Below are 12,316 nucleotides of genomic sequence, written 5' to 3' on the forward strand. Positions count from 1 at the left end.
CCGTCCCGGCTACCCCCTCGACTCTCTGTTTCACCGTCGCCCGGTCTTCTCCCACAGCCACCGCGCCACCGCATCAGGCGACGAGTTCGCGTCATTGCCGCTGGCGCGCAAATTGGCTTCGCGCATGGTTGTGATGTCGATCTTGTCGAGCAGCGGTCTGAGCGCAGCCTGCAGCCGCTCGTCGCCGGCGCGCTTCGGGGCGAGCAGCAGGATCGCATCGTAGGGCGGAATCGCCTGCCTGGGATCGTCGAGTGCAACGAGATCGTATTTCGCGATCAACCCGTCGCTGGTGTAGCCGGCGATCACGTCGACCTCGCCGCTGGCGACGGCCGCATACATGAAATCCGGCTGCATCTGGCGCTGGGCGCGGAACTGGAGCCCATAGGCCTTTTGCAGTGCGGCCCATTCGGGCCGCGAGAAGAACTCATAGTCGCCGGCGATCGACAGCGTCGGCGCATGCGCGGCGAGATCGGCGATGGTGCGGATGCCAAGCGCCTCGGCGCGCTTTTTCGGGATCACCAGCGCATAGGCATTCTCGAAGCCGAGCTCGCCGAGCAGGGTGATGTTCTCCTTCGCAAGTGTTGTCTTCAGCTCCGCGAGCAGCTCGGCGCGCGGCTTGATGTCCGTGCGATGCAGCTGGTTGGCCCAGAGCGTGCCGGAATAATCGACGTAGAGATCGATGTCGCCGGCCTTCAACGCCGCGAAGATCACGCTGGAGCCGAGGCCCGATCGTGCGGTGGCCGAGAGGCCGGCGGCCTGGAGGCGCTCCCTGAGCAGGGCGGAGAGCACATATTGTTCCGCAAAAGTCTTGGCGCCGACGACATAGCCTTGCGCGGAGCGTCCCATCGTCGGCACCAGCGTTGCAGCGACCAGCGCCACGATCCCGCCCGCGCCAAGCGCCATACGCACGCGGCTGCGGCGGCGCAGGCCGCTCTCGATCAGGCCGAGCAGTTGATCGACCGCGAGCGCGAGCAGCGCCGACGCAAAGCAGCCGAACAGCACGAACACCCAGTTCTGGGTCTGAAGCCCGGCAAAGATGTAATTGCCAAGGCTGGTCTGCCCGATCGGGGTCGACAGCGTCGCGGTGCCGATCACCCACACCGCGGCGGTGCGGATGCCGGCCATCATCACCGGCAGCGCCAGCGGCAGCTCGACCATGACGAGCGACTGCCGGGCCGTCATGCCGACGCCCTTCGCGGCCTCGATCAGCGCGGGATCGATGCCGTTGAGGCCGGTGATGCCGTTGCGCAGCACCGGGAGCATCGAATAGAGCGCCAGCGCCAGCATCGCCGGCAGGAAGCCGAAGGCGGAGAAGGAAATGCCGAACCAGGCCAGCGTCACGGAGGCCGCCGCAAGCAACAGCGGATAGAACAGCGCAAGCAGCGCCAGACCCGGGACTGTCTGCACGATGCTGGCGAGCGCGAGCAGGACGCCGCGCGGTGCCGGGCGGTTGCGCGTCACGATCGCCAGCGGCAGGCTGGCGGCAAGGCCAAGCGCGAGCGCGGCGAGACTCACCCGCACATGATTGCCGAGATAGTCGGGCAGATGCGCCAGCGCCTCGCCCCAGCGCGGATCGGACGACAGGCTCATGCCGCACCGCCGTGCGGTAGCAGCGCGTTCAGCCGCTCGACCTGTCGTCGTGGCGTGCGCAACAACTCCAGCACGTAGGCGTCGCTGCTTCTCGAGAGCTCCGCCGGCGTGCCCTGCGCGAGCAGCTTTCCGCTGCGCATTACCGCGATACGGTCGGCGAGCAGGATCGCTTCCGTCATGTCGTGCGTGATCATCACGGTGGTCAGGCCAAGGCTGCGGTGAAGCGAACGATAGTCGTCGCCGAGCGCATCGCGGGTGAGGGGATCGAGCGCGCCGAACGGCTCGTCCATCAGCACGATGCGGGGCTTTGCCGCGAGCGCCCGCGCCACGCCGACGCGCTGGCGCTGGCCGCCCGAGAGTGCCTCCGGCAGACGGTCGCGATGCGCGGCACGGTCGAGCTGCACGAGTTCGAGCAGTTCGTCGACGCGAGCGCCGATGTCCGACGGCGGCACGCCCAGCAGCCTCGGCGTGATCCCGATATTGTCGGCCACGCTCAGGTGCGGAAACAATCCGCCGCTCTGGAACACGTAGCCGATCCGCCGGCGCAGTGCGACCGGATCGACATTTTGGACGTCCTCGCCCTCCACAGTGATGGTGCCGCCATCCGCCTCGATCAGCCGATTGGCGAGCCGCAGCAACGTCGTCTTTCCCGAACCCGAGCCGCCGACGATGGCCACAAACTCGCCTTCGGCGATGTCGAGCGACAAATCGTCCACGGCCTTGAGCGCGCCGAAGCTCTTGGTGACGTGGGCATAGCCAATCATCGGCCTGGACGGCATCGGGCGGGGCTCACTGCGCTGACCCGCCCAATGGAGGGAGGGGATGACAAGGCCCATGCGTACCACGCTTGGCCGGTTGATTGAACTTGGCCGCGCGAGGGGCTAAGGCATCGGGCCAAATTCGGAGGGAACCCATGACAATGCCCACGGCAGTGGCGCTGGAAAATGCCAAGGTCGCGTTCCGGCTGGGGGACGACCGGGTCTATACGGCGGTGGAGCAGGCGAATCTGACAGTCGGGCAGGGCGAGTTCGTCGCCATCGTCGGCCCGACCGGTTGCGGGAAGTCGACGCTGCTCAACGTTGCGGCCGGGCTGCTCAAGCCGGCCGCCGGCGGCGTCGAGATATTCGGCCGGCCGCTCGCCGGGCTGAACCGGGATGCCGGCTATCTGTTCCAGGCCGACGCTCTGTTCCCCTGGAAGACCGCGATCGACAATGTCGCGATCGGGCTCGAGATCAAGGGCACACCGCGCAGCGAGGCGCTGCCGCGGGCGCAGAAATGGCTGACGTCGGTAGGCCTCGGGGCCTTCGCGGGCCGCTATCCGCACATGCTGTCGGGCGGCCAGCGCAAGCGTGTGGCGCTGGCGCAGGTGCTGATCCGCGATCCAAAGATCCTGCTGATGGACGAGCCGTTCGGGCCGCTCGATGCGCAGACGAGGCAGGTCATGGGTAACCTCCTGCTCGACCTCTGGAATGCCGACCGCAAGGCCGTGCTGTTCGTGACCCATGACCTCGAGGAGGCGATCGCGCTCGCCGATCGCGTCGTGATCATGTCGGCGGGGCCGTCCTCGCGCATCATCGGCGACTGGCGCGTGAGCTTGCCGCGACCGCGCGACATTTTTGAAGTGCGGCTGGACAAGGAGTTCCATGCGCTTCATCGCGAGATCTGGGGCGTGCTCAAGGACGAGGTCATGAAGGGCTATGCGCAGTCCACCCTAGCGAAGGAGGCAGTCTGATGTCGCGGGTCACGCTGCTTGGGCTGCAAATCCTGGTCGCCATCGTCGGCATCGCGCTGTGGCAATTGCTGTCGACCGTCCCCGTGTTCGGTAAGATCCTCCTGCCGCCGTTCTTCTTCTCCAACCCGGTCGACGTATTCGCGCAGATCGTCAAGTGGTTCTCGTCCGGTGTGATCTGGAAGCATCTCGGCATCACGCTGACGGAATCGATCCTGGCCTTCGTGATCGGATCGCTCGGCGGTGTGCTGATCGGCTTCTGGTTCGCGCGCCAGCCGCTGGTCGCCGCGGTGTTCGACCCCTACGTCAAGATGGTCAACGCGCTGCCGCGCGTGGTGCTGGCGCCGATTTTTGCGCTGTGGCTCGGCCTCGGTATCTGGTCGAAGGTCGCGCTCGGCGTGACGCTGGTGTTCTTCATCGTGTTCTTCAACGTCTATCAGGGTGTCAAGGAAGTCAGTCGCACCGTGCTCGACAACGGTCGCATGCTCGGCATGAGCGAGCGGCAGTTGATGCGCCACGTCTATTGGCCCTCGGCCCTGTCCTGGATGTTCTCCTCGCTGCACACCTCGGTCGGTTTCGCCGTGGTCGGCGCGGTCGTCGGCGAGTATCTGGGATCGGCGGCAGGACTCGGCTATCTCATCCAGCAGGCCGAAGGCATATTCGACGTCGCCGGCGTATTCGCCGGCATGTTCGTGCTGTCGGCCTTCGTCATCCTGATCGACTTCGGGGTGACGCTGGTGGAACGGAGACTGTTGGTCTGGCGGCCGACCGTGGACGGGCGCGGCTAAGCCGGCCCGCGCCGGCTGACATTTATGTGATTGACCGGCCGGAATAGAACGCGCGCTCACGCGTCAAACCCCCATGCAACCACCTGCATGGGAGTTCAGGATGCCCCCCTTACAGTTTCGGCGCGCGGTAACGGCGCTCTCAGGCAGATGCCGATGGCCGCGGCCGCCTGGCCTCGGCACAGCGCTCCTTGCCGCGCGCATTCTCGTTGCGTTCGCGCTCCCTCCAATCGTCTTCGCGCACGAGTCCCATCCGAGCCAGCCTGCTGCGCTGAGCACGGAGGAGAGCGCCTTCCTGCAGGAGAACGATTCTGCCATGACCAGGATGATGAACGACATGGCGGCCAAACCGACCGGCGACATCGATCGCGATTTCGTCGCGATGATGAGCCCGCATCATCAGGGTGCCATCGACATGGCGGTGATCGAGCTGCGGTACGGCAAGAACGAGCAGCTTCGGCGCATCGCCCAGGAAATCATCGTCGATCAGATGCAGGAGATCGCCGCCATGAAGCTCGCCATCGGCGAGCCGGCGACCGACGCCACCCCTGCTCCGACCCAGCCGCAATCCGTTCCCATCGCAACCGTTCATCATCACCAGGGAATGCAGATGGACATGTCCACTGGAATGAAGAAGTAGGAGCCCAGATGACCACGTCACGAATCAATATGATGAAGAGCATTCTTCTGGCGGCCACCATGCTCGCCACCGGCCCCGTCGCATGGGCTGGACAGGCGCCGGGCGCGCTGTCCGCCCCCGACATTCCGATCAGTCATCACGATCGCGTCTACGCGGCGGAGCAGTTCTCGAATACGGTTTCGGTCACCGACCCGGTCGACAACAAGCTGCTTGGTGTGATCCGGCTCGGTGACCCGCAGCCCGGCAATTTCAGCCCGCTCTACAAGGGCCAGGTGCTCGTGCACGGCATGGGTTTCTCGCCCGATCACAAGACGCTGGCCGTTGTGTCGATCGGCTCGAATTCGGTAAGCTTCATCGACACCGCGACCAACGCGGTCAAGCACGTGACCTATGTCGGGCGGTCGCCACACGAGGCGTTCTTTACGCCTGACGGCAAGGAGGTCTGGGTTACCGTTCGCGGCGAAAACTACATCTCTATCATCGACCCGACGAGCTTCAGGGAGAAAACCCGCATCACGACGCCGAACGGGCCGGGCATGCAGATTTTCTCACCCGACGGCAAATACGGCTACATCTGCTCGTCCTTCAATCCCGAGACCGACGTGGTCTCGGTGGCCGAGCACAAGATCATCGCCACGGTGAAACAGGAGAGCCCGTTCTGCCCGAACATCGCGGCGACGCCGGACGGAAAGCAGGTGTGGTTCACGCTGAAGGACGTCGGTCGGACCCAGGTGTTCAACGCCAGGCCGCCGTTCAACGCAATCAGGACGATCGACACCGGGCCGATCACCAATCACGTCAACTTCGCGCACACCGCCAAGGGTACATTCGCCTATGTCACCATCGGTGGCCTGAACCAAGTGAAGGTGTTCCGCACCGACGACTTCTCGCAGGCCGCGACGATTCCGGTGGGCAGCCTGCCGCACGGCGTCTGGCCGTCCGGCGACGGCACACGCATCTATGTGGGATTGGAGAACGCCGACGCGCTTGCGGCGATCGACACCGCGACCAACAAAGTGGTCGGAAACGTGCCGATCGGCCAGGCGCCACAGGCGATCGCCTATGTTCCAAATGCCGCGCCCGACCCGGATGACCGCCAGAATTTGCAGGCACTCGGCATCGCTGGTCAGGTCGCTCATCTCGCGCTCGCATCGAAGGACGCTGCAAAGGACGGAAAGGCGCCGACCAGCGTCTCACTGTTCGATCAGGGTCTGATCCAGATCTTGCAGGCTTCGGTGACGGGACTTCGGCCCAAGCAGAAATATGTGTTGGCGCTTGCGGAACGCAGTGACGGGGGCGGCCCATTGCAGCCGCTGGCAGCCTTCATGACCAATCCGGCCGGATCCGCTATCGTCAACGCGGCCGGTCCGATCCGGCAGATCGTCGACCAGTCTGCCGCGGCCGCAAAGCGCTATTTGGTGATAGCGTCCGGCGACGCAGCCATGCCCGGTGAGGCGGTCCAGATCGAGGCGCAATGACGACCAGCCGAACGGCAATGGAGAGCAGGCGGAGCGCTTCATGAAGGATATGCTGGTTCAGGTCGAGCCGCTGATCCCCGCGCTCCGCCGCTATGCGCGCGCGCTCATGCGCGAACGCGCGGCGGCCGACGATCTGGTTCAGGATTGCCTGGAGCGTGCCGTCAGCCGCTGGCACCAGCGGCGCGACGGCAGCGTGCGCGCCTGGCTGTTCACCATCCTTCACAACCTGGCGGTCACTCAGTTTCGCCAGGCGACAGCGCGGGGCAGGCATATGCCGATCGACGATGCAGGCGAGCGGGAACTTGTCAGCGCGGCGGAACAGGAGCACAGGCTGATCTATCAGGATGTCCTGGGCAAGCTTGCGAAACTCCCAGAGGAGCAGCGGGCCGTGTTGTTGCTGGTCGCAGTCGAGGATCTCTCCTATGCGGATGCCGCGGTGGTGCTGAACATCCCGATCGGGACCGTGATGTCGCGGCTGTCGCGTGCGCGGGAAAGGCTGCAGCAGGAGATGGATGGCGTTGCGGCTGGAAATGTCGTGGCTTTGCGGAGTGTGAAATGAACCAGCGGCCGATCACCGAGGATGATCTCCACGCCTATGTGGACCAGGCGCTCGAGCCCGAGCGTCGCGCGGAGGTCGCCTCCTATCTGGACGATCATCCGGATGTCGCCGCGCGCGTTGCGGCCTTCGCGACCCAGCGTGAGCATTTGCGCGGTGCGCTTGCGTCGATCGCCGACGAGCCGTTGCCGGCCGAGCTGAACCTGTCACGCATCATCGAGCGCCGGAAGCCGCCTCAGCGGGCGTGGTGGGCCGTCGCTGCGATGTTGCTCCTGGGCATCGGTGGTCTCGGCGGGTGGACCATGCGCAGCGTGTTGCAGGAGGGCTCGAACGGACTGTCTGCGCTGGCACAAGAGGCCGCCTACTCCTATGGCGTCTACGCACCGGATCGCGTGCGGCCGGTCGAGATAAGGGCGTCCGAAAGTGCGGAACTCACGCAATGGGTCTCGAACCGGTTGAAGCAGCCGGTAAAGGTGCCGGACCTCTCTGTCTCAGGCTACAGGCTGATGGGTGGGCGCCTGGTTGCGACGTCGCACGGCCCGGCCGCGATGTTCATGTATGATGATGATCACGGCGACCGCCTCGTTGTGCTGACGCGCCCGATGAGCAACCGCAATCTGGACACGCCGATGATGCCGCAATCGACCGGCGATGTCGCGGGTTTCGTGTGGGCCGACGGCGGCATGGGTTACACGCTCGTCGGGCAGCTTCCGGGGGAGACCCTCAAGCCGATCGCGAATGAGATCCGGAAGCAGGCGCGCCCGATTTAGCTCTCCGCCCGTCGCGCCGAAAGGCTGAAGGCCAGAGCCTTGTTCGGCGCTTCTCAAGCGGCTGGTGCTGCTCTATGGTGCCGCCAGCCGAACGGAGGAAACCAATGAAGAACACGATTGCCAGGCTCGCCGGCGCGTTGCTCGCGCTGATGCTCACCACCGGTCTTGCCGCGGCGCAAAGCAAGGTAACCATCGCAGTCGGCGGCGGCTCCTGCCTGTGCTATCTGCCGACGGTGCTGGCCAAGCAACTCGGCGAATACGACAAGGCCGGCCTCAGCGTCGAGCTCGTGGACCTCAAGGGCGGCTCGGACGCGCTCAAGGCCGTGCTCGGCGGCAGCGCCGACGTGGTCTCCGGCTATTTCGACCATTGCGTCAACCTGGCGGCCAAGAAGCAGGAGCTTCAGGCTTTCGTGGTCTATGACCGCTATCCCGGCCTCGTGCTGGTGGTCTCGCCGTCGCACACCAACGAAATCAAGTCGGTCAAGGATCTCGCCGGCAAGAAGGTCGGCGTCAGCGCACCGGGTTCCTCCACCGACTTCTTCCTGAAGTATATGCTGAAGAAGAACGGCCTCGATCCGGCCGGCACCGCCGTGATCGGCGTCGGCCTCGGCGCCACCGCTGTTGCCGCAATGGAGCAAGGGCAGATCGACGCGGCGGTGATGCTCGATCCGTCCGTGACCGTGCTCCAGGGCAGCCACAAGGATCTGCGCATCCTCAGCGATACCCGTACCCAGAAGGATACGCTCGAGACGTTCGGCGGGGAATATCCCGGCGGCGCGCTGTATTCGACGGCTGCATGGGTCGCCGGCCATGAGAAGGAGACGCAGGCGCTCACCAACGCGATCCTCGCAACGCTCGCCTGGATTCACTCGCATTCGCCCGAGGAGATCATGGCGAAGATGCCGGAGGAGACGGTCGGCAAGAACAAGGACCTCTATCTCGCGGCGCTGAAGAACACGATCCCGATGTTCTCCGAAACCGGCAAGATGGACCCGAAGGGCGCCGACGCCGTGCTCGCGGTGTTCAGCGTCGGTTCTCCCGAAGTGGCCAACGCCAAGATCGATGTCAGCAAGACCTTCACCAACAAGTACGTCGAACAAGCGAAGAAGACCACGGGGAGCGCCAAATAGCTGACGCGAAGACGTGGTAACCGGCCCGTCATGACATCCCCGGTCATTCATCGCGTCACGACGCTTGATCTCGCCGTGCGGCCGATGATCTGGCCGTTCGCCGAGGAGCGGCGCGCCGAGATCGCGGCGCACTTTGCCGAGAATCAGCGCGAGCGGCCGAAACTCTGGAACGGACGCGTCCTGCTCGGGCGCGACGCCGTGTTCACGGACGGCCATCTCGCCGCGACCTATTTCGAGACCGATTTTGCCAGCTTCCTCGCCTGGCGCGACTGGGGCTTCCCTGACACCGCCGTGTTCAACGGTTTTGGCATGGGAGCATTGCGGACTTCCGACGGCGCCTTTGTCATGGGCGAGATGGCGCCCCACACCGCCAATGCGGGCCGCATCTATTTTCCCTCGGGTACGCCTGATCTCGACGACGTCAGGGATGGAGCGCTCGACATCCCCGGCAGTGTCGTCCGCGAACTCGGCGAGGAGACCGGCCTGACGGCGGCCGACTACCAGGCCGAGCCGGATTGGCATTGCGTCGTCAGTGGCCGAGCGATTGCAATGATTCAGGTTCTCAACCTGGATATGCCGAGCGATGTAGCGCGTGCGCAAATTGAAGCCAATCTCGCGCGTGAGGCCGAGCCGGAGCTGTCGGCCATTCATCTCGTGCGCGGGATGAGCGATCTCACGCCGTCCATGCCGCGATTTGTCACGGCCTTCGTCGAGCAGCAGTTTGCTTCGCGTTGATGCGCGAGACTTGACATCGCTTCGCTCAACCCATGTGATGGGAAAAAAGCAAAAGCAAAAAGAATGCAATGCACAATGGTCCAGGGAGGTTTTGATGCGCCTGCGCATGGCTGCCCGCTTGGTACGTGGGCTGTTGGTCGCGATATCAGCGACGGGCTTGGCGATGTCCGCCCAGGCCCAGGAGAAGAAGATCAAGATCGGCGTCGTTTTCGATTTGACCGGACCTCTCGCCGGCGGCGGGTCTGAGCTCGGTTACATCGGCGCAAAAATCATCCTCGACCATTTCGCCAGGACCGGCGTCGAGGGCTACAAGATCGAGGCTGTTTACGCCGATGCGCAGAGCAAGCCCGACATCGCCATCAACGAATCCGTCCGCCTGCTCGAGCAGGAGAAGGTCGACATGGTGCTCGGCTTCTTCTCCTCGGCGCAATGCGTGCCGGTGGCCGCGCGCGTCGAGCAGCTCAAGAAGTTCATGTGGATGACGACTTGCATCTCGTCGGCCGTGTTCAACGAGAAGGGCTACAAATACGTGTTCCGCCCGCAGGCGAGCGGCGACCAGTTCGGCATGATGACGATGGATTTCATCGCGCAGAACGCCAAAGCGAAGTTCGGCAAGGAGCCGAAGGACTTGCGCGTTGCCATCATCCACGAGGACGGCGCCTATGGGGTCGACGTCTCCAGGGGCAACGAGGCCGGCGCGAAGAAGGCGGGCTTCAACGTCGTGATGAAGGAGGGCTATTCGGCCACCGCGCCTGATCTCTCCGCGCTGGTGACCAAGCTGAAGCGCGCCAAGCCCGACGTAATTTTTCACACCGGCTATAACCCCGACATCACGCTGTTGCTGCGCCAGGCCCGGGAGCAGGGCCTGAAGTTCGGCGCGCTGATGGGGCACGGTGCGGGTTACGGCGTCTATGAGAAGCTGAAGGAGGGCATGGGAGCCGACGCCACCTACATCTTCAACACCGATCCGATCTCGATCTGGCTCGCCAACCAGAAGACCATGGATCCGAAGCTTCCGCCCGTCATCAAGATGGTCGGTGAGGAGTTCGACAAGATCCGGCCCGGCGTCGCCATCCGTTCCGCCCATGTCGGCATCGGTGCCTCCAACACGTATGTCTTCCTGGCCGACGTGCTGCCGCGCGCGATCAAGAAATATGGCGGGGTCGATCCAGACGCCTTGCGCAAGGCCGCGCTCGATACCGATATCCCCGAGGGCGGCACCATGCTCGGCTTCGGCGTCAAGTTCTACGGCGAGGGCACGCCGATGGCGGGGCAGAACGAGCGCTCATTCCCGGTCGTGATCCAGTATATCGACGATAAATCCTCCGTGGTGTGGCCCAAGAGCCAGGCGCAGCGCGAGGCTGTACTGCCGCTGCCGAAGGGCACCACCTACAGCAACCAGTAGCGGCGGAGCGGGACGGTGCTGGAAGTCAGCGGGCTGGTGAAGCGCTTTGGTGGCTTCACCGCCGTCAACAACGTGTCGTTCAAAGTCGATCAGGGCGAGATCCTCGGCCTGATCGGCCCCAACGGCTCGGGCAAGAGCACGATCTTCAACATGCTCTCCGGCACGCTGGCGCCGACCTCGGGTTCGATCCTGTTCGGCGGTTCCGAGATCGCGGGCCTCGCGCCGCACCGGATCATCAACAGCGGCATCGGCCGCACTTTCCAGATTCCGCGGCCATTCCGCCGCCTGACCATCTTCGAGAACGTCGCGCTGGCCGGCTTCTACGGCCAGGGCCGCCACAGCCGTGCCAGGGCGGAGGAGGCGGCCGAGCGGTCGCTCGCCATGGTCGGCCTGCCGACCGATCGCCATGCCAGCGTCGATGGCCTCGGCGCGGCCGGCCTGAAGAAGCTCGAACTGGCGAAAGCGCTTGCCACGGCGCCAAAACTATTGCTTGCCGATGAGAGCCTCGGCGGTCTCGACGAAGCCGAGATGGGGCAGGCGGCCGATATGCTGCGCAACATCCGCGACGAGCTCGGCATCACCATCATCTGGGTCGAGCACATCATGGGCGTGCTGATGCGCGTGGTCGACCGCGTCATGGTGCTCGATCACGGCGAGAAGATCTCGGAGGGACTGCCGAGCGCGGTTGCCGGCGATCCGCGCGTGATCGAGGTCTATCTCGGCACCGACGCCGAGACCACGCAGGCCGCGGCCGCCGCAGCGCGCCGCCGCGCGGGAGGGCAGTGATGCTGGAGCTCCGCGGCGTCAATGCCGGCTATGGCACGTTCCAGGCGCTGTTCGACGTCAATCTCGACGTCAAAGCCGGCGAGGCCGTCGGCGTCATCGGCCCGAACGGCGCCGGCAAGACCACCTTGATGCGCGTCATCTCCGGCCTGATCCGTCCCTCGCGCGGGTCGATCAGGATGGAGGGGGTCGATGTCGTGGCGACACCGCCGCACAAGATCGTCAGCCTCGGCATTGCGCATGTGCCCGAGAACCGGCGGCTGTTTCCGCAGCTCTCGGTCGACGACAATCTCAAGATGGGCGCCTTCATGAAGGAGGCGCGCGGCCATTATGCCGAGCGGCTGGACGTCGTGTTCGACCTGTTTCCGCGCCTGAAGGAGCGCCGCCACCAAATGGCCGGCACCATGTCCGGCGGCGAGCAGCAGATGTGCGCGATCGGCCGCGCGCTGATGTCCAAGCCGAAGCTGCTGCTGCTCGACGAGCCCTCGGCGGGACTCGCGCCGGTCGTGGTGCAGCAGGTGTTCGAGCTGGTGAAGCGGATCCGGGCCAGCGGGCTGACGGTGCTGATCGTCGAGCAGAACGTGCAGCAGGTGCTGAAAGTGGTCGATCGCGCCTATCTGATCGAGGCGGGCACGATCAGATCGTCCGGCACGTCGGCGGAGATGCTGGCAAGCGACACGGTCAAGGAAGCGTATCTCGGGGTGTGAGGTTCATG

The 12,316-nt window shown here is 64.7% G+C and carries 13 protein-coding genes; 11 read left to right on the forward strand and 2 right to left on the reverse strand.

Features of this window, described 5'->3' with window-relative positions; translation table 11 throughout:
- Positions 1 to 30: 30 nt before the first annotated feature.
- Both JQ572_RS20445 and JQ572_RS20450 read right to left on the reverse strand, forming a co-directional pair.
- Positions 31 to 1,590, reverse strand: coding sequence for a glycine betaine ABC transporter substrate-binding protein (locus tag JQ572_RS20445; RefSeq protein WP_211384610.1), 1,560 nt, complete (start codon positions 1,588 to 1,590; stop codon positions 31 to 33).
- Positions 1,587 to 2,369, reverse strand: a complete 783-nt coding sequence (locus JQ572_RS20450; protein ID WP_211384611.1) for an ATP-binding cassette domain-containing protein — start codon at positions 2,367 to 2,369, stop codon at positions 1,587 to 1,589. The genes JQ572_RS20445 and JQ572_RS20450 overlap by 4 nt, the downstream gene beginning before the upstream one ends.
- Positions 2,370 to 2,503: 134 nt before the next feature.
- Between JQ572_RS20450 and JQ572_RS20455 the strand changes: the two genes are divergently transcribed.
- The 11 genes from JQ572_RS20455 (at position 2,504) to JQ572_RS20505 (ending at position 12,308) form a co-directional block, all read left to right on the forward strand.
- On the forward strand, positions 2,504 to 3,322 hold the full coding sequence (locus JQ572_RS20455; RefSeq protein ID WP_211384612.1) for an ABC transporter ATP-binding protein: 819 nt from the start codon (positions 2,504 to 2,506) through the stop codon (positions 3,320 to 3,322).
- Positions 3,322 to 4,107 carry an ABC transporter permease gene (locus JQ572_RS20460; RefSeq protein ID WP_211384613.1) on the forward strand — a complete coding sequence of 262 codons (786 nt, stop codon included), beginning with the start codon at positions 3,322 to 3,324 and terminating at the stop codon, positions 4,105 to 4,107. The genes JQ572_RS20455 and JQ572_RS20460 overlap by 1 nt, the downstream gene beginning before the upstream one ends.
- A 100-nt stretch (positions 4,108 to 4,207) precedes the next feature.
- Positions 4,208 to 4,744, forward strand: coding sequence for a DUF305 domain-containing protein (locus JQ572_RS20465; RefSeq protein WP_211384614.1), 537 nt, complete (start codon positions 4,208 to 4,210; stop codon positions 4,742 to 4,744).
- A gap of 8 nt (positions 4,745 to 4,752) precedes the next feature.
- Positions 4,753 to 6,222, forward strand: coding sequence for a YncE family protein (locus JQ572_RS20470; RefSeq protein WP_211384615.1), 1,470 nt, complete (start codon positions 4,753 to 4,755; stop codon positions 6,220 to 6,222).
- Positions 6,223 to 6,262: 40 nt separating this feature from the next.
- Entirely contained in the window at positions 6,263 to 6,781 is a 519-nt protein-coding gene (locus JQ572_RS20475) for a sigma-70 family RNA polymerase sigma factor (protein WP_211384616.1), read from the forward strand.
- Positions 6,778 to 7,548 carry an anti-sigma factor family protein gene (locus JQ572_RS20480; protein ID WP_211384617.1) on the forward strand — a complete coding sequence of 257 codons (771 nt, stop codon included), beginning with the start codon at positions 6,778 to 6,780 and terminating at the stop codon, positions 7,546 to 7,548. Before JQ572_RS20475 ends, JQ572_RS20480 begins: the two co-directional genes overlap by 4 nt.
- Positions 7,549 to 7,652: 104 nt before the next feature.
- Positions 7,653 to 8,678 (forward strand): ABC transporter substrate-binding protein, encoded by a 1,026-nt coding sequence (locus JQ572_RS20485; protein ID WP_211384618.1) that lies wholly within the window; start codon positions 7,653 to 7,655, stop codon positions 8,676 to 8,678.
- A gap of 30 nt (positions 8,679 to 8,708) precedes the next feature.
- Entirely contained in the window at positions 8,709 to 9,413 is a 705-nt protein-coding gene (locus tag JQ572_RS20490) for an NUDIX hydrolase (protein WP_211384619.1), read from the forward strand.
- 94 nt (positions 9,414 to 9,507) lie between these two features.
- A complete protein-coding gene (locus JQ572_RS20495) occupies positions 9,508 to 10,818 on the forward strand; it encodes an ABC transporter substrate-binding protein (RefSeq protein ID WP_211384620.1) in 1,311 nt (436 codons plus the stop codon).
- Positions 10,819 to 10,833: 15 nt separating this feature from the next.
- On the forward strand, positions 10,834 to 11,604 hold the full coding sequence (locus JQ572_RS20500; RefSeq protein ID WP_211384621.1) for an ABC transporter ATP-binding protein: 771 nt from the start codon (positions 10,834 to 10,836) through the stop codon (positions 11,602 to 11,604).
- Positions 11,604 to 12,308: an ABC transporter ATP-binding protein gene (locus JQ572_RS20505; protein ID WP_211384622.1), complete on the forward strand. Its 705-nt coding sequence runs from the start codon at positions 11,604 to 11,606 to the stop codon at positions 12,306 to 12,308. The genes JQ572_RS20500 and JQ572_RS20505 overlap by 1 nt, the downstream gene beginning before the upstream one ends.
- The last annotated feature ends 8 nt before the right edge of the window (positions 12,309 to 12,316 follow it).

Origin of the sequence: Bradyrhizobium sp. SZCCT0153 (assembly GCF_018129995.1) — a bacterium.
In the GTDB taxonomy this organism is placed as follows: Bacteria; Pseudomonadota; Alphaproteobacteria; order Rhizobiales; family Xanthobacteraceae; genus Bradyrhizobium; species Bradyrhizobium japonicum_G.

Coding starts and splice junctions, on each gene's coding strand:
- JQ572_RS20470 (WP_211384615.1), top strand. CDS start 4,753: ATGACCACGTCACGAATCAATATGATGAAGAGCATTCTTCTGGCGGCC.
- JQ572_RS20445 (WP_211384610.1), bottom strand. CDS start 1,590: ATGAGCCTGTCGTCCGATCCGCGCTGGGGCGAGGCGCTGGCGCATCTG.
- JQ572_RS20450 (WP_211384611.1), bottom strand. CDS start 2,369: ATGCCGTCCAGGCCGATGATTGGCTATGCCCACGTCACCAAGAGCTTC.
- JQ572_RS20460 (WP_211384613.1), top strand. CDS start 3,322: ATGTCGCGGGTCACGCTGCTTGGGCTGCAAATCCTGGTCGCCATCGTC.
- JQ572_RS20485 (WP_211384618.1), top strand. CDS start 7,653: ATGAAGAACACGATTGCCAGGCTCGCCGGCGCGTTGCTCGCGCTGATG.
- JQ572_RS20475 (WP_211384616.1), top strand. CDS start 6,263: ATGAAGGATATGCTGGTTCAGGTCGAGCCGCTGATCCCCGCGCTCCGC.
- JQ572_RS20495 (WP_211384620.1), top strand. CDS start 9,508: ATGCGCCTGCGCATGGCTGCCCGCTTGGTACGTGGGCTGTTGGTCGCG.
- JQ572_RS20480 (WP_211384617.1), top strand. CDS start 6,778: ATGAACCAGCGGCCGATCACCGAGGATGATCTCCACGCCTATGTGGAC.
- JQ572_RS20505 (WP_211384622.1), top strand. CDS start 11,604: ATGCTGGAGCTCCGCGGCGTCAATGCCGGCTATGGCACGTTCCAGGCG.
- JQ572_RS20455 (WP_211384612.1), top strand. CDS start 2,504: ATGACAATGCCCACGGCAGTGGCGCTGGAAAATGCCAAGGTCGCGTTC.
- JQ572_RS20465 (WP_211384614.1), top strand. CDS start 4,208: ATGCCCCCCTTACAGTTTCGGCGCGCGGTAACGGCGCTCTCAGGCAGA.
- JQ572_RS20490 (WP_211384619.1), top strand. CDS start 8,709: ATGACATCCCCGGTCATTCATCGCGTCACGACGCTTGATCTCGCCGTG.